General features: G+C 47.4%; 20 protein-coding genes. 8 read left to right on the top strand and 12 right to left on the bottom strand.

What is annotated here, in order from left to right; all coding sequences use genetic code 11:
• Positions 1-4: 4 nt before the first annotated feature.
• From cysS to rlmD, 6 genes are all read right to left on the bottom strand, one after another.
• On the bottom strand, positions 5-1,510 hold the full coding sequence (cysS, locus tag DXN05_RS04440; protein ID WP_116845982.1) for a cysteine--tRNA ligase: 1,506 nt from the start codon (positions 1,508-1,510) through the stop codon (positions 5-7).
• A 151-nt stretch (positions 1,511-1,661) separates the two neighbouring features.
• Positions 1,662-2,783, bottom strand: a complete 1,122-nt coding sequence (locus tag DXN05_RS04435; RefSeq protein ID WP_158559124.1) for an endonuclease/exonuclease/phosphatase family protein — start codon at positions 2,781-2,783, stop codon at positions 1,662-1,664.
• Between the two features lie 75 nt (positions 2,784-2,858).
• Positions 2,859-3,989, bottom strand: coding sequence for an endonuclease/exonuclease/phosphatase family protein (locus DXN05_RS04430; RefSeq protein ID WP_116845980.1), 1,131 nt, complete (start codon positions 3,987-3,989; stop codon positions 2,859-2,861).
• Between the two features lie 19 nt (positions 3,990-4,008).
• Positions 4,009-4,935, bottom strand: a complete 927-nt coding sequence (locus DXN05_RS04425) for a rhomboid family intramembrane serine protease (RefSeq protein ID WP_116845979.1) — start codon at positions 4,933-4,935, stop codon at positions 4,009-4,011.
• A gap of 61 nt (positions 4,936-4,996) precedes the next feature.
• A complete protein-coding gene (locus DXN05_RS04420; RefSeq protein WP_158559123.1) occupies positions 4,997-5,680 on the bottom strand; it encodes a rhomboid family intramembrane serine protease in 684 nt (227 codons plus the stop codon).
• Positions 5,681-5,771: 91 nt separating this feature from the next.
• Entirely contained in the window at positions 5,772-7,229 is a 1,458-nt protein-coding gene (gene rlmD / locus DXN05_RS04415; RefSeq protein WP_116845977.1) for a 23S rRNA (uracil(1939)-C(5))-methyltransferase RlmD, read from the bottom strand.
• A 72-nt stretch (positions 7,230-7,301) separates the two neighbouring features.
• Between rlmD and DXN05_RS04410 the strand changes: the two genes are divergently transcribed.
• Entirely contained in the window at positions 7,302-8,822 is a 1,521-nt protein-coding gene (locus tag DXN05_RS04410; protein ID WP_116845976.1) for a TlpA family protein disulfide reductase, read from the top strand.
• A gap of 69 nt (positions 8,823-8,891) precedes the next feature.
• Here DXN05_RS04410 and DXN05_RS04405 read toward each other — a convergent pair whose 3' ends face one another.
• Positions 8,892-9,845 carry a methylenetetrahydrofolate reductase gene (locus DXN05_RS04405; protein ID WP_116845975.1) on the bottom strand — a complete coding sequence of 318 codons (954 nt, stop codon included), beginning with the start codon at positions 9,843-9,845 and terminating at the stop codon, positions 8,892-8,894.
• A 190-nt stretch (positions 9,846-10,035) separates the two neighbouring features.
• Here DXN05_RS04405 and lptB point away from each other — a divergent pair, with 190 nt between their 5' ends.
• The 6 genes from lptB to DXN05_RS04375 all read left to right on the top strand — a co-directional run bounded on the left by lptB (position 10,036) and on the right by DXN05_RS04375 (position 16,386).
• A complete protein-coding gene (gene lptB / locus DXN05_RS04400; RefSeq protein ID WP_116845974.1) occupies positions 10,036-10,830 on the top strand; it encodes an LPS export ABC transporter ATP-binding protein in 795 nt (264 codons plus the stop codon).
• 103 nt (positions 10,831-10,933) lie between these two features.
• A complete protein-coding gene (locus DXN05_RS04395; protein WP_116846389.1) occupies positions 10,934-12,451 on the top strand; it encodes a GH3 auxin-responsive promoter family protein in 1,518 nt (505 codons plus the stop codon).
• A gap of 167 nt (positions 12,452-12,618) precedes the next feature.
• Positions 12,619-13,374, top strand: coding sequence for a 3-oxoacyl-[acyl-carrier-protein] reductase (gene fabG, locus DXN05_RS04390; protein WP_116845973.1), 756 nt, complete (start codon positions 12,619-12,621; stop codon positions 13,372-13,374).
• 158 nt (positions 13,375-13,532) lie between these two features.
• Positions 13,533-13,829 (top strand): hypothetical protein, encoded by a 297-nt coding sequence (locus DXN05_RS04385; RefSeq protein WP_116845972.1) that lies wholly within the window; start codon positions 13,533-13,535, stop codon positions 13,827-13,829.
• A 226-nt stretch (positions 13,830-14,055) separates the two neighbouring features.
• Positions 14,056-15,621 carry a SulP family inorganic anion transporter gene (locus tag DXN05_RS04380; RefSeq protein ID WP_116845971.1) on the top strand — a complete coding sequence of 522 codons (1,566 nt, stop codon included), beginning with the start codon at positions 14,056-14,058 and terminating at the stop codon, positions 15,619-15,621.
• Positions 15,622-15,738: 117 nt separating this feature from the next.
• Positions 15,739-16,386, top strand: coding sequence for a carbonic anhydrase (locus DXN05_RS04375; RefSeq protein ID WP_116845970.1), 648 nt, complete (start codon positions 15,739-15,741; stop codon positions 16,384-16,386).
• 145 nt (positions 16,387-16,531) lie between these two features.
• On the opposite strand, the gene DXN05_RS04370 is transcribed toward DXN05_RS04375, so the two are convergent.
• The 5 genes from DXN05_RS04370 to DXN05_RS04350 form a co-directional block, all read right to left on the bottom strand.
• On the bottom strand, positions 16,532-17,167 hold the full coding sequence (locus tag DXN05_RS04370; protein WP_116845969.1) for a DNA-3-methyladenine glycosylase family protein: 636 nt from the start codon (positions 17,165-17,167) through the stop codon (positions 16,532-16,534).
• 42 nt (positions 17,168-17,209) lie between these two features.
• Positions 17,210-17,992: an enoyl-CoA hydratase/isomerase family protein gene (locus tag DXN05_RS04365; RefSeq protein ID WP_116845968.1), complete on the bottom strand. Its 783-nt coding sequence runs from the start codon at positions 17,990-17,992 to the stop codon at positions 17,210-17,212.
• A gap of 161 nt (positions 17,993-18,153) precedes the next feature.
• Complete coding sequence (paaZ, locus tag DXN05_RS04360; protein WP_116845967.1) at positions 18,154-20,199, bottom strand: phenylacetic acid degradation bifunctional protein PaaZ; 2,046 nt, start codon at positions 20,197-20,199, stop codon at positions 18,154-18,156.
• 18 nt (positions 20,200-20,217) lie between these two features.
• Entirely contained in the window at positions 20,218-21,303 is a 1,086-nt protein-coding gene (locus DXN05_RS04355) for a lipase family protein (protein WP_116845966.1), read from the bottom strand.
• Positions 21,304-21,466: 163 nt separating this feature from the next.
• Positions 21,467-22,081, bottom strand: coding sequence for an adenylate kinase (locus DXN05_RS04350; protein WP_245975118.1), 615 nt, complete (start codon positions 22,079-22,081; stop codon positions 21,467-21,469).
• 240 nt (positions 22,082-22,321) lie between these two features.
• Here DXN05_RS04350 and msrB point away from each other — a divergent pair, with 240 nt between their 5' ends.
• Positions 22,322-22,795 (top strand): peptide-methionine (R)-S-oxide reductase MsrB, encoded by a 474-nt coding sequence (gene msrB, locus DXN05_RS04345; protein ID WP_245975117.1) that lies wholly within the window; start codon positions 22,322-22,324, stop codon positions 22,793-22,795.
• Positions 22,796-22,889: the final 94 nt, after the last annotated feature.

The raw sequence follows: 22,889 nt of genomic DNA, 5'->3' as shown, positions 1-22,889 counted from the left end.
GCGTTTAGTTAACCGAGTAACTGGTTCCCCCGTCGCGCTCATCTTTTAACTGAATGCCCAGCGTGGCCAGTTCATTGCGTATTTTATCGCTGGTTACATAATCCTTTTTGGTTTTGGCGTCCAGGCGTATGGTGATCAGCAACTGCACTACGCCGTCGAGTTTGCCATCGCCTCCGGCCAGCTCGCTTTTCAGCCCGAAAATATCTTCTACAAACAGCTTCAGCTGTTTTTGCAGCAGCTGCCAGGTTTCTGCGCTCAGCGCATCTGCGGCAATATGTTTGTCTTTAATACCATTGATCACGGGTACCAGCTCAAACATGCTGGCCAGTACTTTGGCTGTATTAAAGTCATCGTTCATATACTCATCGAAGGTGGCGAGCAACTTACGTACAGTGGCATCCAGCGCTGCATCGGCAGATTGTACTGCTGTAAGTTCAATTTTCTGCGACAGCTCATAGGCTTCCCACAACCGTTTCAAACCTTTTTCTGCGGCCTTCAGTGCTTCATTACCAAAATCGAGGGTAGAGCGGTAGTGCGTTTGCAGAATAAAGAAACGGATGGTCATGGGCGCATAGGCCTGCTCCAGTATGGGGTGGTTGCCGGTAAACATTTGGGTAAGGCTAATCTGGTTGCCATAGCTTTTACCCATTTTTTTGCCGTTAACAGTAATCATGTTGTTGTGCAGCCAGTAACGCGCAGGTGTTTTGTGGTTGCAAACAGTGCTCTGGGCAATTTCGCATTCATGGTGCGGGAACTGGAGGTCCATACCGCCACCGTGAATATCAAACTGGTCGCCCAGGTACTTGGTACTCATAGCCGAGCACTCAATGTGCCAGCCGGGGAAACCTTCGCCCCATGGGCTTTTCCAGCGCATAATGTGTTCGGGTGGCGCATTTTTCCAGAGTGCGAAATCGGCTTTGTTGCGTTTTTCTTCCTGGTTGTCAAGGTCACGGGTGGTTTCGAGCATATCCTCGAGCACGCGGCCGCTGAGCATGCCGTATGGCTGGCCTTTGGGTGCGAAATCGGTATTGTATTTCTCTACGTCGAAATAAACAGAGCCGTTTACTTCGTACGCATAACCATCGGCGATAATGGTTTCAATCATGCCTATCTGTTCTACAATATGGCCTGTTGCAGTAGGCTCAATGCTGGGCGGCAGGTTGTTAAACTGGCTCATGGCCCAATGGTACAGGTTGGTGTATTTCTGCACCAGTTCCATGGGTTCCAGTTTTTCAATAGTGGCTTTTTTACTGATCTTGTCTTCCGCTTCGCGGCCTTCTTCCTCAAAATGCCCTGCATCGGTAATGTTGCGTACGTAACGTACTTTATAACCAAGGTGCATGAGGTAGCGGTAAACAATATCGAAAGTAATAAAGGGGCGTGCATGGCCCATGTGGCTTTCACCGCTAACGGTGGGGCCGCATACGTACATGCCAACATGCCCGTTTACCAATGGTTCAAATGTTTCTTTTTGTCTCGTTAGTGAGTTGTACACTTTCAGTGTTGACATACAATCAAAAATAACTTTAATGATTTAAGCGAATTCAGTGTGCCTGTTCCAGGCTGGCCGGGTAGAAATAATTATTTGCTGCGCCGGCAGCAGCAGGGGCAACAAGAAAGGATGGTAAATACTGAATGCGTGGTCATGGCGCGAAGATATTCTATTTTTTCAAACTCAGGTCAGCCAGCAGCATCAGGTGGTCGCTTAAATCTTCGTCCACCATATCAAACTGGTGTATGGTAAACCGGTGATCGGGCAGAATATAATCAATACGGAGGGTGGGCGCAATGTCAATATACGTTCGGCCTATTCCAAAATCGCAGGCCAGGAAGGCATCCTGGCGGTTACCGCGGATACGCGAATAAGTATACGAGGTAGGCACATCATTAAAATCGCCGCAAATAAGGGAGGGAAAGGGCGAACCATCGGTATAGCCGCGTACAATATCGGCCTGTATGGCCCTGCGGGTAAAGGCCAGCTGCATTTTTTTATACAGGTTGCGCGATGCGTTGAACAGGGCAGAATCCTGCTGCTTTATTTTTTCCATATCCTGGTAATCCGAATCGTTGAAACGGAACGATTGCAGGTGTGTGGTAAATATGCGGATGGTATCTTTTGCCTTCAGAATATCTACGTAAATCAGGCTTTCTGAACGTTTCCCGGGATAACTGATTTTACCCGAATCGATAATGGGGTAGCGGGAAAATATCACCGAGCCGTACTGGTAAAAGCCCTGGCGGCGGGAGTAATCCTGTGAATAAAAATGCCAGGGATAATCGTTTTTGAACAAGCCCAGGTTATTGGCCTGCGGCCCCTGGGTGCTCGAATGACTGAATTCCTGCAGGCATACAATGTCGGCCTTGCTTTTAATAATGGCATCTGCTATTTCGGTACGGGCGTGTTTTTGTTTTTCCTTGTTTTTGCTGGCGCCCGACATGCTGCCCACGTTCCAGCTGAGCACGCGTACCTGCGGATCGATTTTTACCTCGCTGAACTGGTTTTTATTAAAATGAAAGGCAAACAGCGAAGCAAACTGCTGCCAGCCGGCCAGCAGGCAAAACAGTGGCAATAAGGCCAGCCTCGGTTTTATGATAAGCCAGAAAATAAGATAGAAAAAAAGCAGGATGGCAACATAGGGAAACAACAGGCCCACAAAACCCACGGGCCACCAGCGTGCAGGATGCAAATAGGGTACCAGGCATGCTGTAAGAAAGCACAACGCCAACAGGATATTCAGCGATATAAACAGTTTTTTTGTCAGTGTACGAACAATGCCGGCCATATGTAAATATACTCTTTCATATAGCATTCATACGGCATAATTGTGCGGAAGGATACCTGTTTTTTGACGCCGGCATTATTTATTGTTTTTCCATTGAACATCGGTGATTACCGGGAAATGGTCTGACAGGCCATGCAGCTTTTCAACAAAACAATTGGTTACCTCCAGCCGCTTGTCTACCAGGCATACATCAATACGCAGGGTAGGCGAAAGAGCATCGTAGGTTTGGCCAAATCCAAAGCCACGGCGGATGTATGCGTCCTGCATATTGCCACGTATTACGCGGTACGCATATGCACAGGGGCCTGCATTCATATCGGCGCAGAATACAGCCGGGTTGGGGCTGGTGTTGATGGCCCTGCTGATAATAGCGCTTTCTTTTTCGTGTTCTACACCGGTTGTTTTTAGTTTACGCAGTACGGTGCGTTTGCGGGAGTAGGTAAGTTCGTAAATGTTTTCGCTGCCAAGCCCGGTATGTTCCGTATCGGTATACAAACCAAGGGAAGCAAGGTGTGTGGCAAAAATGCGAACGGGCTTTTGCTGAAACGCTACGTCAACCGCTTCGAGGTGCTCGGTATTGGTATTGTGCAGGGGAAGGCGCAGCGTATCAATAAATGGCAGCTTCGATAAAATCATGGTGCCCAGCTGCGAGTAACCATTGGCTACTGTAAACTTTTTATCGTTGGAAAAGAACTGGTACTTATAACCCATTTCTGCGAAGGTCTCGTTCATGTTCACATTCCAGTTGGTATTGGAGTACGAGAGATATTCCTGGAAGCAGAGCACATCGGGATTGAATTTCCGGATGGCTTCTACCATTTGCCTGCGCGGCAGGTTGGGCGTATCGTGTTTTAACCAGTGATCGTTTTGAAAGAAGTATACATTCCATGTAAGAATACGCAACGCGCTGCTGTCGGTGTGCGTGCGCTGTACTTTTGCCAGGGGATGAAAGGCAAAGCTGCGTTGCAGGTTACCAAAACCAAGAAAAAGGATAACAGTGGCAAGTAATGCCAGTTTACGGTTTACGAAAACATTTATTACAATTACCACGAACAGTAAAATCAATGCAATGGGATAAGCCAGTGCCAGGGCTTCACTGAAAAAATAAACGGAGGGCTTACAATAGCTGCTGCATGCGGCAACCAGGTAACCTGCCATCACAATCCAGCAAAGCAACCTGAAGAGCCATACAAAAAATTTTTTCATGAATTGGAGGGGCGGGTTTTTAAATATCCTTTTGTTCGCTGGCGCGTTTCAGGAATTCCTTTTCTTCTTCTGTTAAAAAATGGTAGCCTTCCTGGTTTATCTTATCGAGTATTTCATCAATACGCTGTTGGGTAATATTGGATGTTTTATGGAAGGGCTGGCGCGTGGCCTTGTAAAAATGTGTTTGGTGGGAGGAGCGCGGCTGGTGTTTTTTCTCAGGGTTAAACAGGTTGTCTGTCCAGGTTAACAGGTCATCCATCCATTTGCCCAAATCCTGCCCGTGGCGCAGGCGGTTAACAAACAGGTAGCCGATGCCTGCAGCTGCAAGATGTGCAATAGCCACAGCCAGGTTGGTACCTGCAAAGGTTGCATCAATGGCTACAAAAATAAGGGTCAGTATCCACAGGGGCAAGCCGCCCTGTATCATGGGAAATATACGGTAGCGGGGCGATAGCACTGTAACGGCAACAGCAATGGCCATTACCGGTGCGCCTGCGTTGTAGTAAGCGGCAGTTGGTATGTGGCTGCGCAAGGCAGGCACTGCATACATAGTTAGTTCAAAAAACAGGGCCCCGGCCAAGCCGCCGTAAATGTATACGGGTATCAGTTTGCGGTTACCCGTTAAATCCTGCATAATATAACCGAAACACCACAGCCACAGCAGGCTGCCTACCAGGTAAGGCACATCGGTATGGGTGAACATTTGTGTGAGGATGGTCCAGGGTCTTACGCCGAGCTTATGTATATCGGCGGGCATTACAAACCAGCTTACCACCTCGGTTTGAAAGTCGGCAGCAGCACTTGCGCTGCCTGAAACGGCGTAGGCTACGGCAATAAATTTGAGCAGCACAAACACAACTGCATTAATGATGATAAGCCAGGTGAGTGAATTGTGATCATGCCCCAAAAGCATGCGATTGCGTTTGCCCTGTTCCATTACGCCCATAACAAAATAGTTTGATCAAAAACGTGATTATATTACACTACGCGAATCCAGTGCCAATTATTTAGTAAAACGTGCGACGGTTGGTTTTGTTCCAGTAATACACCAAAAGAAAGCCAACCAATGCGCCACCCAGGTGTGCGATGTGCGCCACGTTGTCGCCTGCGCTTGCCCGCGCTGTAGCCAGCAGTTCACTGCCAATATAGATCAGCACCAGCCATTTTACTTTTAACGGGATAAAAAAGTAAACCATCAGGTAGCGGTTGGGGAACAGGTAGCCGAAAGCCGCCAAACAACCAAATACCGCACCTGATGCGCCAATGGTTGGCGTATTGAGCCTGATTGCGAGCGATTCCCCGGGCGATTCTGTTACGCCATAGTGTTTCATGAAATAATAATACTGGTTCATATCGCCATTGGCCGATTGAAGTATATTAAATTCATTGATCATTATATTGTTTTCAAAATATAACACCAACATGTGGCAGAATGCGGCGCCCAGGCCACAAGCCAGGTAAAACAGCGCAAACCGGCGTGGCCCCCACATGTCTTCCAGGGTGGCACCAAATACCCAAAGTGCCAGCATATTAAAAGCAAGATGCCATATACTGGAGGTGTCATGCAAAAACATGTAGGAAATAAACTGCCAGGGCTTAAACAAAGGGCTCTGGTAAGTGTGGAGGGCAAACAAGTTGCTCATTACCGGGTTGCCCTGCCTTACAGTAAACCACTGTATTGCAAACACCATTACATTTATAATAAGGATGTTTTTGATTACCGGCGGTAACATCTGAAAACCTCCTGGCCTGAAATCTGTCATACGGTTCTTTCTTTGAGCGCTATGGTTTAAGTTTCAGCTGCACCACATTCTCGATATGGTGTGTATGCGGGAACATGTCTACCGGCTGAATTTTTTCTACCGAATATTTTTCTCCCAGCAATGCCAGGTCTCTTGCCTGTGTTGCGGGATTACAGCTTACATACACAATCAGGGGTGCAGCTATTTCCAGTAATTTGTTTACCAGTTTTTCGTGCATGCCTGCGCGCGGCGGATCGGTAATGATCACATCGGGCTTGCCGTGCTGCGCAAAAAAGGCGTCGTCACATATATCTACCACATCACCTGCAAAAAATGCAGTGTGCGGCAGGTTGTTGAGGGCTGCATTTTCTTTTGCGTCGGCAATGGCCTCTGCCACTACTTCAACCCCCACAATACGTTTGGCCAGCCTGCTGGTGAAAATACCGATGCTCCCGGTACCGCAGTATAAATCATAGACCGTTTGGGTACCATCTAACGCTGCAAACTCACGCGTAATCTGGTATAATTTTTCAGCCTGCCTGGTATTGGTCTGGAAAAACGATTTGGGACTGATTTTAAAACTGAAATCTTCCAGCTTTTCAATGATATATCCCTTGCCATGGTATACCTGTGGCGACAGGTCAAACAGGCTATCGTTTTTCTTGGTATTAATTGTATACAGCAGTGTGGTTATTTCCGGGAAACGCTGCAGCACATAATCAAGCAGGGCTTTGCGTTCATCGGGGGCTTCGTAGCCAAAAACAATATTTACCATCAGCTCACCGGTGGTTGCCAGGCGTACCTGCATGGTGCGCAGCCAGCCCTGGTGCTGGCGGATGTCGTAAAAGCTGTGACCATGCTCAAGCGCATAAGCGGCAATGGCCTTGCGTATGTGGTTGGTAGGTTCGTGCTGTAAATGGCAGGTGTTAATTTCCACCACCTTGTCGAACATGCCTTTTGCATGAAAACCTGCGGCATAATCGCTGGTTTCGGTTTTTTCCTGCGGCGGCAGCCCGGCCAGTGCATCGGCCTCCTGTTTCTCCTTGAACTTTTTATAGTCTTCTTTCGAAACAAAACGTTTGGTAGAAAACGTGTATTCGAGTTTGTTGCGGTAGTAGCGTGTTTCTTCGCAACCGGCAATAGGCATCATTTCGGGCAGGCTTACCTTGCCTATGCGGTGCAGGTTATCGTACACCTGTTTTTGCTTGTATACCAGCTGTTTCTCGTAAGGCAGCATTTGCCACTGGCAGCCGCCGCACACGCCAAAATGCGCGCAAAAAGGTTGCACTCTGTCTGCCGAATAACTTTTTACCTGTAAAGGCCAGCCCTCAGCCCAGTCTTTTTTATTTTTTGACAGCTGGAGGTCAACCACATCGCCCGGAACGGCATTTTCAATAAAAATCACTTTTCCATCTACACGGGCAAGCGATTTGCCTTCTGCGGCATAATCTTCTACTAAAACGTTCTGTAATACTACCGGTTTTTTATACTTTCTCACGCTGCAAAGGTAGTGTTGCAGATAAATGATACAGCATTTTAAATAAATTTACGGCTCAATCAATCTGATATCATGAAGCGACTATGGGTTTTACCCGCTTTTTGCCTGCTTGTAGTTTCGGCCAGTGCTCAACAGTCAAAAAGTAAGGCAGCGGCAGGTTCCGCTAAAACAACTGCAACAGCCGCCAATGGTTACAGTATTCCGGCAACCATTACCCCCTTAAAAAATTGCTGGTTATACATGGGCTGTTATTTTGGCAAATTCAAAAACCTGGTCGATTCGGCCTGGGTAGACGGTAACAGCAACGCCGTTTTTAAAGGAAAAAAGAAACTGCCGGGTGGTATTTATTTCCTGGTTTCACCCCGCAAGGCCATTTTATTCGATTTCCTGGTGGATGAGCAGCAGCATTTTTCTATCAAGGCCGATACCCTTCAGCCAGATAAAGCGGTGGTAACCGGCTCACCGGATAATGACCTTTTCCAGGCCTATTCTGCATTCCTTGCCCAGAAAATGCCACATATCAATGAGTTGCAGGGCAATCTCAAATCAGCAAAAACTGCCGCCGATTTTGCCGCTATACGCGCCGAACTGCAAAAAAGCGGGAAGGAGCTGAATGATTACCGGGACCAGGTTATTGCAACCAGGCCCGAAAGCATGATGGCCGTATTTTTCCAGGCCATGAAAAGGCCTGAAGCGCCGCCGGTACCCACCCTGCCTAACGGTACCAAAGATTCGCTATACCCGCTGCACTATGTGCACGACCATTACTTTGATGGCATCGACTTTAATGACGAACGTTTGCTGCATACCCCCTTCCTCGATCCCAAGGTGGAAGAATATTTTAAATATTATGTAGTACCGCATCCCGATACACTGATACAGGAGGTAAATTACCTGCTGCTCTCTTCGCGTGCCAACGATGACATTCACCGTTACTGGCTGGGCAGGTTTACCGATAAGTACATTAACCCCGAAATAATGGGGCAGGATAAGGTGTTTATCTTTTTGTTTAACCAGTATTTTTCAAAAGGGGATACCACCTGGCTTAACCCGAAACAGCGCGAGTTTATTTTTAACCGCGCCTACAGCATGATGGCCAACCAGATTGATGAACCGGCGCCTGTACTTGACCTGAAAGATTCATCCAATAAAGTAACACCGCTGTACAATGTAAAGGCACCTTTTACCTTTGTTGTGTTCTGGGACCCCACCTGCAGCCATTGTAAGGTGCAGGTGCCTGAAGTGGATTCGATGTACGAAGCGAAATGGAAAAAAATGGGCGTAAAAATATACGCGGTGAATGTGGAAGACAAAGACGATGTATCACCCGCGTGGAAAAAGTTTATACAAGACAACCATTTAAACGGATGGGTGCATGTATACCAGCCCAAAGCTGCACACGAGGCCGACAATAAAGCGGGCAGGGCCAATTTCAGGCAGTTGTACGATGTGTTTCAAACGCCTACCATGTACCTGCTCGATGCCAACAAAAATATCATTGGTAAAAAGCTTACGCTTGAACAGTTTGACCAGGTGATGCAGGCAAAAATAAAAGCGCAGAAAGCCAGCGGAGCAGGCAATGCAAAAAAATAGGAACGGGTTATCCGGGTAAATAAAAAGGCACGAAGTATATACCTCGTGCCTTTTTCATGTATAAAATGGTTACACCAGTTCTTTCACCACGTTGTGAATTACTTTTGGTTTGCCCAGTGTATAATAATGCAGTACAGGTACGCCTTGTTTTTTTAATTCGCGGCTTTGCTGAATCAGCCATTCTGTGCCTATCTGCTCACATTCTGCATCGGTTTTGCATTTCATGATGGCGTTAGACAGTTCTGTTGGCAAATCAACATGGAAAATCCTGGGCAGTACAGACAGCTGTTTCTTGTTGGTAATGGGTTTTAAGCCCGGTATAATAGGCACATTGATACCGTTTTTGCGGCAGGCATCTACAAAAGCAAAATACTTGCTGTTGTCGAAGAACATCTGCGTCATAATATATTCTGCACCTGCCTCTACTTTTTCTTTCAGGCGATTCATGTCTATCTCGGGGTTGGGTGCCTCGAAATGTTTTTCGGGATAGCCGGCTACGCCAATACAGAAGTTGGTTTTACCGCCGCCCTGTATATCTTCATCCAGGTAAAGGCCGTGGTTTAGGCGCGATACCTGTTTCAGCAGGTCAATGGCATAACTGTTGCCGCCTGGTTCAGGCTCAAAGGCGGCTTCGTTTTTAGCCGCGTCGCCACGCAGCACCAGCACGTTGTCAATGCCAAGAAAGTTCAGGTCTATCAGGGCGTCTTCAGTGTCCCGTTTGGTAAAACCGCCGCAAATAATATGCGGTACGGCATCTACCTGGTAATGGTTCATGATGGCCGCGCAAATACCAACCGTACCCGGGCGCTTACGCACGTCAATCTTTTCAAAAGTGCCGTCGGTTTTCTTTTTAAACATGGTTTCGCTGCGGTGATAGGTAACATTGATCCACGATGGCTTAAATTCCATCAGCGGGTCAAGGTGATCGTATATGGAACTGATGCTTTTACCTTTTAAAGGAGGCAGTACTTCAAAGGAAATAAGGGTATCTTTTGCCTGTTGAATGTGATCCGTCACTTTCATGGTGGAATATTTGTGCTTTTTGGCCAGAGCAGAACAAGTTACTATGCAATAGCTGTGATGCCCTTTTGTAAGAAATTGGTGCAATATACAATACAGGGCCTGTACTAAAAACAACTGTTAATTCAGAATTTGATACCTGCCGATTATTATACAAAGGCTATTTTTGCCCAAAACGTTTCCATTGAGTTTAATGATACATACGCAAAGCCTGGTAAAAACCTACCGCAGCCGTACCGTGGTAAACCATGTTTCGGTAGAAGTAAAACAAGGTGAAATTGTAGGATTGCTGGGCCCTAACGGTGCCGGTAAAACCACTACGTTTTACATGGTGGTAGGACTGATTAAGCCCGATGAAGGCCAGGTTTTTCTGAACGATGTGGAAATAACAAAGCTGCCCATGTACAAAAGGGCGCAAATGGGCATTGGTTACCTGCCGCAGGAAGCCTCGGTTTTCCGTAAGCTGAGCGTAGAGGATAATATACTTGCAGTGCTTGAAATGACGAATCTTACCCGCGGCGAACGTAAAAAAAAGCTGGAATCACTGCTCGATGAGTTTAACCTGCACCATGTGCGCAAAAACAATGGCGACAGCCTGAGCGGCGGTGAACGCAGGCGTACTGAAATTGCCCGCGCGCTGGCGGTGGATCCCAAGTTTATTTTGCTGGATGAGCCTTTTGCAGGTGTTGACCCTATTGCCGTGGAAGATATTCAGACCGTAGTTGCCAGGCTCAAATATAAAAATATCGGTATATTAATTACCGATCACAACGTAAACGAAACGCTCTCTATTTGTGACAGGGCCTACCTGCTGATCGAGGGTAAAATATTCCAGCACGGAACAGCCGAACAACTGGCTGAAAATGAACAGGTGCGCCGCCTTTACCTGGGCACCAACTTTGAGCTGCGCCGTAAAGACTGGATTATTGATATGGAGCGCAACAAGAGCCTGCAGCGCGAGGAACAGGAAAACCAGCCTTCGGTGTAAAACAGGCGTGGTTGCGGTTTGCAGGGGCAAATTATCACTACAGTAATTTTACAAAGTATTTAAAACATTTTGCCCTGCATTTGTTATTTTGCCGGAAGACGGCATGAAACTACTTAGCCCCGCAATATCACGATTGGCTCGCCTGCGCTACTGGAAAATTGAACAATGGAAAAATGATCCTGTAGCCGCACAGCGCGAAGTACTGCAAGACCTGGTTACCCACGGCCAGTATACTGAATTTGGCCGGTTGTACGGGTTTAATGAGCTGTTCAACATCCGCACTTTCAAACAAACTGTACCCATACAGGACTACAACGATCTCAAGCCTTATATAGAACGCACCATTAACGGCGAACAAAACCTGCTCTGGAACACGCCGGTAGCTTGGTTTGCCAAAAGCAGCGGCACCACCAGCGACAAAAGCAAGTTTATACCCATCAGCGACGAAAGCCTGGAAAATAACCACTACCAGGGTGCGCGTGATGTGCTTACCCTTTACTACAATTATAACCGCGAGAGCGACCTGCTAACCGGCAAAGGCCTGGTAATAGGCGGCAGCCACCAGGTGAGCAAACTCAATGAAGATGTGCATTGCGGCGACCTGAGTGCTGTGCTGCTGCAGAATGCACCTTTTTACGGCCAGTGGTTAAGAACGCCCGAACTGTCTATCGCCCTGATGGATGAATGGGAATCCAAAATCGAACAACTCGCGCAAAGCACCATTTACGAAAACGTGACCTCTATTTCAGGCGTACCCACCTGGACGATGGTGCTGGTTAAGCGCATTCTTGAAATATCGGGCAAGGCCACTTTAAAGGAAGTATGGCCCAACCTGGAACTGTACATACATGGCGGTGTGTCGTTTGTGCCGTACCGAGAACAGTTTCATAAGCTTATCGGGCCGGGTGTTAACTACCTTGAAATGTACAATGCCAGCGAAGGCTTTTTCGCCGCGCAGGACGACCCGGATGAAGACGGCATGCTGCTGTTTTTATCACACGGCATTTTTTACGAATTCATGCCCCTGGAAGAATACGGTAAAAAGAACCCGCAAACCATTGGCCTCAGCGATGTGGAACTCAATAAGCAATACGCTTTGGTAATAAGTACCAACGGCGGCCTGTGGCGTTACCTGCTGGGCGATACGGTGCAGTTTACCAGCCTGTTCCCTTTTCGTATAAAAGTGAGCGGCAGGGTAAAACATTTTATCAATGCGTTTGGTGAAGAGGTGATTGTAGACAATTCAGACCAGGCTATTGCTGTTGCTTCACGCGAAACAGGCGCTGTGGTAAACGATTATACAGCTGCACCGGTATACTTCAGCGACAATGCCAACGGCGCACATGAATGGTTAATTGAATTTGAACATCCGCCTGCAGATATGCAACGCTTTACCGTAGCGCTCGACAATGCACTGAAAGCTGTGAACAGCGATTACGAAGCCAAACGGCATAAAGATATAGCCCTGGGATTGCCGGTAATTCACAGCCTCGACAAGGGTGTGTTTAAAGAATGGCTGAAGACGAAAGGCAAGCTGGGTGGCCAGCACAAGGTTCCCCGCCTTAGCAACAACAGGCTGTATGTAGAAGAAATACTGGCCATGCTTAAGCCGCAGCATTGATGCCGGGCTTTTTGAACAGCCGTTTGTATTGTTCATCCATTTTCTCCTGTTAAGTTTTACCGGTTGCGTTGCTACATGCAAGCCTTTAGCACTACATTTGCCGCATCTGAAAATGGTATACCCTGCCCCGCTGAACGGGGTTTAACCAAATAAAAAATCTGTTGTACATGAAATTACTTGATGGTAAAGTATGCATTGTAACCGGTGCCGCACGCGGAATTGGTGAAGCCATTGCCCTTAAACTGGCTGAGCATGGCGCCAATGTAGCGTTTACATTTGTAAGCAGCAGCAGTGCCGACAAGGCCGCTGCGCTGGAAACAAAACTCGCCGGCCTGGGTGTTAAAGCCAAAGCTTATCAAAGCAATGCAGCTGATTTTGCAGCCTGTGAAGCATTTGTAAGCGATGTGGTAAAAGAGTTTGGAACGGTTGATGTATGCGTAAACAACGCAGGCATCAGTAAAGATAACCTGTTGCTGCGCCTGTCGCCCGAGCAATGGGATGAAGTAATTGACGTAAACCTGAAAAGCGTGTACAACATGACCAAACAGGTAATCCGTCCCATGATGAAAGCCAAAGCAGGCAGCATCATTAACATGAGCTCTATTGTAGGGGTACGCGGTAATGCAGGCCAGGCAAGCTATGCAGCTTCCAAAGCAGGCATCATCGGCTTTACCAAATCGGTAGCGCTGGAGCTGGGCAGCCGCAATGTGCGTTGCAATGCCATTGCTCCCGGTTTTGTTGAAACCGATATGACGCATTACCTCAAAGAAGGTGCAGGCGCAGAAGAGTTCCTGAAAAAAATACCGCTCGGCCGTTTTGGCAAGGGTGAAGAGATTGCAGATGCCACGCTGTTCCTGGCCTCTGGCATGAGCTCCTATATTACCGGCCAGGTACTGAGCGTATGCGGCGGGTTGAATATTTAATATAGCTTAATTCAGCAATATGATTTTTATAACAGCCGGTTCATTGAAACCGGCTGTTCTTGTGCAGGCACTTACCTCAAATTAAAGCCACGTCATGTTTTTGTTAAACCTGCCACATGTTTTGTATATTATAGTTGTGATTGTTATTTTTGTTAAACATGAAGCTGAAACAAATTCTCACACTATTCTGTCTGCTGGTGCTTACCACGCAGATGCTGCCTGTACGGCAGATAGGCAGAATTTTGAGCAGCAGCCAAATGACAGAAGAGTTGCCGCATGATATTGGCAAGGACTTCGCAAAATCTGATCCCTTCGGTAACGACAGCTTCCTGGTGCCAGGCTATACCATAGAGAGCATCAGCGGCTATCACAAACGCCAATTCATTCATTTCGATACAGAACTTCCCGCTGCACACGCAGGCGACATTCATTGTCCGCCACCTAATATGGCTTAAACAGCCCTCTGATCAAATGCTATTTTACCGGCAGTAATTACCCGCCAATGTTATTGGGTTAAGGCATTCTGCGCACTTTTACAGGTATTTGCGCGCGGGATATTAACTGAATGGCATCGATGCACAGGCTGCCATTACTACTGCAATCATCAATTTTACCTTATTACGGCAAACAACTGTACATGCTGCGGCATGCACGTGTTGTAACCGTTCAACCTGTAATCGAATGAAAAAGTTTTTCTCTAATGCGGGGTACGACATACCCGCATCTATAGTTGTGTTCCTGGTAGCATTACCATTGTGTTTGGGCGTGGCTCAGGCTTCCGGTGCACCATTGTTTTCGGGTATCATCGCCGGGATGGTGGGTGGTATTTCGATTGGTTTGCTCAGCAAATCGCAATTGAGTGTAGCCGGGCCTGCAGCTGGCCTTACGGCCATTGTAGCCGCGGCATTACTGCAGATGCCCTACCAGTCGTTCCTGGTAGCTGTAGTAATTGCCGGCGCGCTGCAAATTGTACTGGGACTGTTAAAAGCCGGTATCATTGGCGATTTTATTCCCAATGCCGTTATTAAAGGAATGCTGGCTGCCATTGGCCTGATACTGATTTTAAAAGAGATACCTCACCTGGTGGGGTACGACAAAGATTATATCGGCGACGAAAGCTTCAGCAATGCATCGGAAAACACCTTCAGCGGCATTACCCATGCGCTGCGCGCGCTTACACCCGGTGCAGTAATCATAGGGCTGGTATCTGTAGGCATTATCCTGTTGTGGGAAACAAAACTGTTTAAACACAACCGCGTATTGAAACTGGTACCTGCACCGCTGATTGTGGTAGCCGCAGGTATTTTAATGAATATGCTGTTTATGAATGCCGCACCACAACTTGTAGTCGGCGACAAACACCTGGTGCATTTGCCGGTAGCAGAAAAGCCGTCTGATTTCCTGGGCTTTTTTACCATGCCCGATTTTGCATCACTGTTCAGCAACGCGCATGTTATTACCACGGGTGTTACACTGGCCATTGTGGCCAGTCTTGAAACCCTGCTGAGTATTGAAGCCATTGACAAGCTGGACCCCTACAAAAGGGTTACGCCTACCAATCGTGAATTGCTGGCGCAGGGAACAGGCAATATGATCAGCGGATTGCTGGGCGGTTTGCCTGTTACTTCGGTTATTGTTCGCAGCTCGGCTAATGTAAATGCCGGTGCAAAATCAAAAATGGCAACAATTGGTCATGGTGTATTGTTGCTATTGTGTGTGCTCTTTATTGCGCCCGTTTTAAATCTGATACCCAATGCAGCCCTGGCAGCCATTTTGATTTTAACCGGCTATAAACTGGCTAAGCCGCAGTTATTTATTGCGTTGTATAAAAAAGGGATCGACCAGATTATTCCTTTTGTGGTTACCATTGCAGCCATTTTATTTACCGATTTGCTGAAAGGCATTGTGGTTGGCATTGTAGTAGGTTTGTATTTTATGCTGCGCAGCAACTTCCGCTCATCAGTGTTTGTGGTACGTGATGAAAATAAATTCCTGTTCAGGTTGCGGAAAGATGTGTCTTTTTTAAACAAGTCGCTCATTAAAAACAAGCTGGAAGAAGTACCGGCGAATTCGTACATTATGATCGATGCATCGCGTGCCGATTTTATCGACAAAGATATCATTGACGTAATCAACGAATTTATGCAACATGCACCCCTTAAAAAAATACGGGTTGAGCTGCGCAAAAGTGAAGCAAAACCCATGCACCGGCTTATTAAATTGCCAGGTCAGGCAGTGGCAATATAGTAACTTCACGATCTGTTTGTAACTTTGGTAAGCGGTGAAGCTTTGAGCGAATGAATGATTGGAATCTCATTATGGCAAGCACAACAACCGAAAGGCTGTTACAAAAAACAAAGATTAATGAAATCGTCACTTACCTCTTACGAAAAGTTATTATTGGAAAACAAGGCATGGGCACAGGAAAAGGTACATGAAGACCCGGATTATTTTAACCGCCTGTCTGAAATTCAAACGCCTGAATTTTTATGGATAGGCTGCAGCGACAGCCGTGTGCCGGCAGACAGGATTACCAACACACAGCCCGGTGAAATATTTGTACACCGCAATGTGGCTAACCTGGTTGTGCATACCGATGTGAACATGTTTAGCGTACTGGATTATGCAGTAAACCACCTGAAGGTAAAACATGTAATTGTTTGCGGCCACTACAACTGCGGTGGTGTAAGAGCATCGATGAGCAACCACAATTTCGGCGCTGTGCTGAATATGTGGCTGCGCAATATCAAAGACGTATACCGTTTGTATAAAGACGAGCTGGATGCCATTCCTGATATGGGCAAACGTGCAGACAGGCTGGTGGAGCTGAATGTAAAAGAGCAGGTAATACACCTGGCCAAAACTTCCATCATACAAAAAGCATGGAAACACGAGCAGCGCCCGCAGCTGCATGGCTGGGTATATGGCCTGAAAGACGGTGTAATTAACCCTGTATTTGAAATGGAGCCAGGCGCAGAAATGGATAGCCTGTACACGTATGATGACCTTTAAACCTACTGTTTTAAATAAGCGGTTTTGTAAATAACCTGCTGCTTGCTGTGCAGGCAGCAGTGATTTACCTAAGGCCGTTGCTGCAAAAAAGAGATCTGGTCTACAGCCGTTCCCCGTATTAAGGGAGCGGCTGCGATCTCCTTTCCTAATTAATTTTGATACCTCTCTTTTCAATATAGGCATGCCATAACATAAATGCTGCCACTGTGCGCAGCGGGCTCCATGCTGTTGCGATAGACAGAATTTCATCTTTTGTGGCAGATGCAGGCAGGGACAGGTTTTCGCGTACGCTGGCCAGTAAGGCAATATCTCCGCCGGGAAAACAATCTGTGCGGTGCAGGGTCATCATCAAAAACACATCGGCCGTCCAGTTGCCTATGCCTTTAATGGCTGTGAGCTGTTTGCGTACATCCTCATCATTTAATAAGGGCAATGTTTCCAGTTGTAAGCTATTATTCAGTACCGCCTGGGCAAGTGCACGCGCATACCCGGTTTTTTGCCTGCTGAAGTAACAGGCACGCATTTCCTCATCTGTTAATGCCAGTAATGCAGCCGGCGTTATATGCCCCGTTTTTTCCTGGAGTTTTAAAAATGCAGCTTTGGCAGAGGCGAGGGATACCTGTTGCTCTAAAATAATGTGCACCAGGGTAGCAAAAGAAGGCGTACGGCTCCAGAAAGGAGGATAGCCGTACGCCTTAATAATACCGGCAAACACCTTATGCTGCCGGGCGAGCTTATCGCACTGTGCAGGAAGTGTATCGCCGCTGAAACAGTTGATCATGCAGCTATTGCGTTTGGCGCAATAGTAGTGAATATACCGTTGTTATTTTTGTTTAAATTGATGGATGGCATCTTTGGCGTACTGGCTTAACACCAGTTTGCCACTTACTACTGCACGCTCATGCAACAGGTGATCCCAATGATCCGTATCGTGCCAGCAGCTTTTTTTCAGTTCGGCCATTGCAACAGGGCTGCTGTGCGAAAGGTTGTGGCTGAGGCGTGAAATAGATTCTTCCATGCTTTCAAGTGTTGGGTGCAGCTCTGCATACAAGCCCTTGCGTCTTGCCCAGTCGCCGTTGCGCCACATGCTGGCATCAATGGCAAGCTGGCTGAAGGCAGACAAGCCCATTTTGCGTTCAACAGCAGGCCCTATTACAAAGGGGCCGATGCCGATGGATAATTCGCTGAGTTTTATTTCAGCGCCTTCCAGTGCAATGGCATAATCTGCTGCAGCAGCAATACCAACGCCGCCACCCACACATTTGCCATGTATGCGTGCAATAATAAACTTAGGGCATTTGCGCATGGCATTAATTACATGTGCAAACCCGCTGAAAAACTGTGCGCCCTGCTGTTCGGTTTCAACAGCTGCCAGCTCGTGAAACGATGCGCCTGCACAAAAAGCGCCGTCACCGGCAGCGCGCAGCACAATTACATGAGCGTTGGGATTGTTGCCGGCACTGGTAATGGCATGGGCCAGTTCGCTGAGTAATTTTCCGGGCAGCGAATTGCTTTGCGGATGAAAAAATTCTATGGTCGCGATGTTGCTGTGAATTTCTGAGCGAACATATCCGGTCTGTGTATTATTGGTACTGTCCACAGTCATGGCTAATAAGGTTAAAGGAATGAAACAGAATATTAGGTCGTGTATAAAGTTAAAGCAGAAACAGGTAAGATGGTTGTTAAAAACACCTGTAAATCAGCCTTGTTACAAATTGTTTTGGCAGCACCTGGCATACGCTTGTTCCAGCAGTTGTTACCCATTGGTCAGGTGTTTTCTTTTTTTGCAACCATGGTTAAAATGGTTGCGATGGCAACGGTTTCACCGGTTTGATCTGTTACCTGAACCTGCCATTTTACAATGCCTTTGGCAATGTCTTCCGGCACTTTTTTCTGCTGGTTTATTTTTTCTTTTACGGTTAAGTGTACCTGTATGGTGGTGCCTGCATAAACAGGTTTGGTAAAACGCAGTTCATCAATACCATAGTTGAGCAGTACCGGCCCTTTTTTACCATCTACAAATAAGCCCGCTGCTGCACTGAGTATAAAGTAACCATGTGCAACAGGCTTTTCAAACAAAGTGCCTTCCAGCGAAGTATGATCAATATGGGCATAAAAATGGTCCCAGCTAAGGTTGGCGAAATTGCTGATGTCTGCTTCGGTAACGGTACGTTTACCGGTTACCAGCGTATCGCCGGGCTGCAGGTCTTCAAAGTAACGTTGAAAAGGATGAACCGGGTGTTCTGTTTGTTGCGCACCCGGCTGGTATACCTGGCTAATGGCAGTAAGGGTTGTAGGCGAGCCTTGTACAGCCACGCGCTGCATATAATGTTTTACCCCGCGTATCCCGCCCATTTCTTCACCGCCGCCAGCGCGGCCGGGGCCGCCATGTACCAGTAACGGCAGGGGAGAACCGTGCCCGGTGCTTTCTTTGGCCGATGTTTGGTTAAGCACCAATATGCGGCCGTGGTAGGCACCTGCGCCCAGTACGTAATCGCGCGCAATGTTATCTGAGGCTGTTACAACAGAGCTTACCAGTGAGCCTTTGCCCATGCGCGATAAGGTAATGGCTTCCTGCATATCGTGGTAAGGCATTAGTGTTGCCACCGGGCCAAATGCTTCTACTTCGTGTACTGCCGGGCTGTGAAGGGGTTGGGTGTTCAGCAGCAGCAGCGGGCTTATAAAAGCACCTTTGCTGGCATCTGCGTCAATTAATTCAACACTGTCCAGCGCACCATATACAATTTGCGAGGAGGCCAGCAGCTTCTGCACCTGGGCCTTTACCTCTTCGCGCTGGGCCATGCCTGCCAGCGAGCCCATGCGTACTTTTTCGTTCAGCGGGTTGCCGATAGTGGTTTGTGCAAGGGCTTTGCCCAGGGCAATCTGCACATCTTCCAGCAAATGCTGCGGCACAAAAATGCGCCGGATGGCAGTACACTTCTGCCCGCATTTCACGGTTATTTCGCGGCGCACTTCTTTAATAAAAATATCCCACTCAGGCATATTGGGTGTAACATCGTTGCCAAGCACAATGCAGTTGAGCGAATCGGCTTCCATGTTAAACGGCACGCTTTCATCCAGTACACGCGGGTGTGCTTTCAGCTGGCGCCCGGTAGAGGCCGACCCGGTGAATGTGATGACGTCCTGCGATTGCACATGATTCAGCAAATCGCCTGCAGAACCGCAAAGCAGCTGTACTGCGCCCTCCGGCAAAATGCCCGACGATACGATGCGTTGCATTACTGCTGCGGTAAGATAAGATGTTACCGTAGCAGGCTTTACTACCGCGGGTACACCGGCCAGCAGGTTTACCGCAATTTTTTCGAGCATACCCCACACAGGAAAATTGAAAGCATTGATGTGTATGGCTATTCCTTCGCGCGGCACCAGCAGGTGGTGACCCATAAACTGTCCTTCTTTGCCAAGCAGGTGCGCTTCACCATCCAGGCAATAAGGTGTGTCGGGAAATTTGCGGCGCAGCGAAGCGTAAGAAAACAGGTTGCCGATGCCGCCTTCTATATCTATCCAGCTGTCTGCCCGGGTTGCGCCCGACCAGTAGCTGATGTTGTAAAATTCATCAAGGTGTTCGCGCAGGTGCAGTGCCAGGGCGCGCAGCATCAGCCCGCGTTCGGGGAAAGTCATTTTACGCAAAGCCTGTCCGCCTTTTGTTCTGCCGTAATCCAGCACAGCGCCGAAATCAAGTCCTTTGGTGCTGGCAAAGCCAATGGTATTACCTGTTACGGCATGATACAATGCCTGCCCCTCACCATCGCCGGGAATCCATCTGCCTAAAACATAATTATCAATTTTCATATGGCTGTTTTTACAAAGCTAACGATTGGTAGCATTTGAAAGAAAATACTCTTTCAGCAGGTATTGATAGGCATTGTATCCATGGTGAATGAATACATTCCTGCCGTTGAACACGAAGTTTTTGTGGTATGCACTATCGGCCGGCAATATAATGGGAACGCCGGCTGTACTGTAGTTTACGCTGTAGCGGTACTCGGGTTCCTGCAACTGGGGTTGTGCTTTTTTAACCTGCTTGTAAATCATACTGCCCAGGTATTTGCGGTAGCGTTTCATGGCCGTAGCAGAGCCGTTTTTCATTTTGTTGTAGATGTGATTCAGCGCCAGCCGCACCAGGAATTTCTGCTTGCGGATGGTGGGCTTGGGGTTTGAGAACGGGTTGGGCAGGCGGTAATCGTCCAGCGTTTGAATGGAAAATGGCGTTTCGGGCACCCAGTCTGCCGTGTTCACCACGCGGAATGTATTGCCATGACTGATAAAATCCAGGTCGTACGTGTAATACATATTGCCGGGTTTGGGTGGTGCGCTGGCGTAAGTAGTTAGCTGCAGATCGGGATATTTTTCATGGTACAGGTAATACACGTAAGAAGTGGTTAAAAAAGCAAGCGCACCGCCCTGGCTATGACCGGCGATAACCACGTGCCGTATGCCTGCCTGCAAAAGCGAATCCATGCCTTCGCGGATGTAGGGCGATAAAAAGCCTAAACCTACCAGCCAGCCAACATGCACATAAGCGGTTGAATCCCGCGCCAGCTGGTAATTGAACCGGGTTGAATCGTTCAGCTGTAAACTGCCGTTGGCACAAACCATGGCTGCGTAAAAATTTTCCAGCCAGCTCTCGGTTTTATTGATGGTGCCACGCAGGCTGAGTATGGCCGTGCTGTCGCGGATGTAAAATTCACAAACATTGTGCAGGCCAACTTCGGGCGAGCGCATCAGGCGGCGGTAGCTGCCTTTCAATAAACTGTATTGCTGGTGGGCTGTATCGCCAATGGCTTTAAAATTCAGGAAAAGAATATCATGGTATTCAGGTGCATCGAACTTTTGCTGCGCGCAGGCACTGCCGGAATACAAAACAAGCAGTGCGGGTAACAGGAATTTCATCATATTGTTGATAACTATTGCTGTACAAACAATTTAAACAATAGGCAGGAATTAAAAGTTGTGTACGTACAGGAAGCGGCGATTTTACAGCAAGCGGGTAAACAGGGAAATAAAAAAATCCCGCCTTGTGAGGGGCGGGATCTATGTTGATTTGTCAGGTTATAAACTATACTTTTTCAGCCATGCGGCCGTTTACTTCGTTGCTCAGCAGCTGGAATATTTCGTCCAGTGTACCCTCACCCTTGATATGCACTACTTTGTCGAACTTTTTGTAATAAGCGGCAACAGCAGCTGTTTTCAGGTTGTATTCGGCAATTCTTGCGCGGATCACTTTTTCGTCTGCATCGTCTGAGCGGCCGCTGGTGAGACCCCTGTTCAGCAGGCGTTTTACCAGTTCTTCATCGCTCACATCGAGTGCCAGTACCACGTGAATTTCGGTTTGGTTCAATTTCAGCAGTTTGTCCAGTGCTTCAGCCTGCGCTTCGGTGCGTGGAAAACCGTCGAATAAAAAGCCCTGGGCCTGCGGGTTGGCTTCCAGTGCAGAACTGATCATGCCAATTACTACCTCGTCGGGTACCAGCTGCCCTTTGTCCATGAAATTTTTGGCTTCCAGGCCGAGCGGCGTGGAGGCTGCAATTTCGCTGCGCAGCAAATCGCCTGTGCTTAGGTGCTTAAGACCGTATTTTGCAATTAATTTTTCACTTTGTGTACCTTTTCCGCTACCGGGAGGGCCAAATAAAATAATATTGAACATTATCGAATAACCTTGTGTGAGTGACAAATATACGTTTAAAGCGTTTAAAATCATTTAACAAAATTCTGCCTCCATTGAAGAATATTCAGTGTAAGGTTTAACCTTTTATTACGTTATTACCTGTAAACCATAAGGATGTGTATTGCGTATGTAATTCTGTAACAATATAATTTTAATATGAAAACCAATATAGTTTTACTGGTGTTACTATTAGCGACAGCCGTTTTGCAAGGCTGTTATGCCCAGAATAACAATAAACAAAGACATATGGATAGTACAAACAATAAGAAAAATGAGGTGTACTCCCGGACAGACAGCAGTAAGGTAGTGTTGAGTAATGATGAATGGAAAAAAATACTGTCGCCCGAAGTATATACCGTTGCCAGAGAGAAAGGAACAGAACGCCCTTACACCAGCAAGTACGAAAACTCGAAAGAGATAGGTACTTACTACTGTGCCGTTTGCGGTAATGCTTTATTTAAAAGTGATACCAAATTTGAAAGCGGCTGCGGATGGCCCAGCTTTTATGAGCCCATTAGCAAAGGTTCTATTATTTACGCGCCAGACAACAGCTATGGCATGGAACGTACAGAAGTAATGTGTGGCCGTTGTAAATCGCACCTGGGCCATGTATTTGAAGATGGCCCCCCGCCAACAGGCTTGCGTTATTGTATCAATGGCGTAGTGCTCGATTTTGCCAAAGCGCAGGAAGCAGAGAAAAAGTATAAAGAAGGGCAATAATATTGCAGCACAATACCATCAGTAAAACACCCGGTTTACCACCGGGTATTTTTGTTATATCCCATACTATTCTCTAAGCGCCGGTTTATCTCCA

The sequence above is a fragment of the Deminuibacter soli genome (genome assembly GCF_003412455.1).
GTDB classification, from domain to species: Bacteria; Bacteroidota; Bacteroidia; order Chitinophagales; family Chitinophagaceae; genus Deminuibacter; species Deminuibacter soli.
The sequence above is the reverse complement of the archived record's forward strand: the minus strand, read 5'-3'. Positions and strand labels throughout refer to the sequence as shown.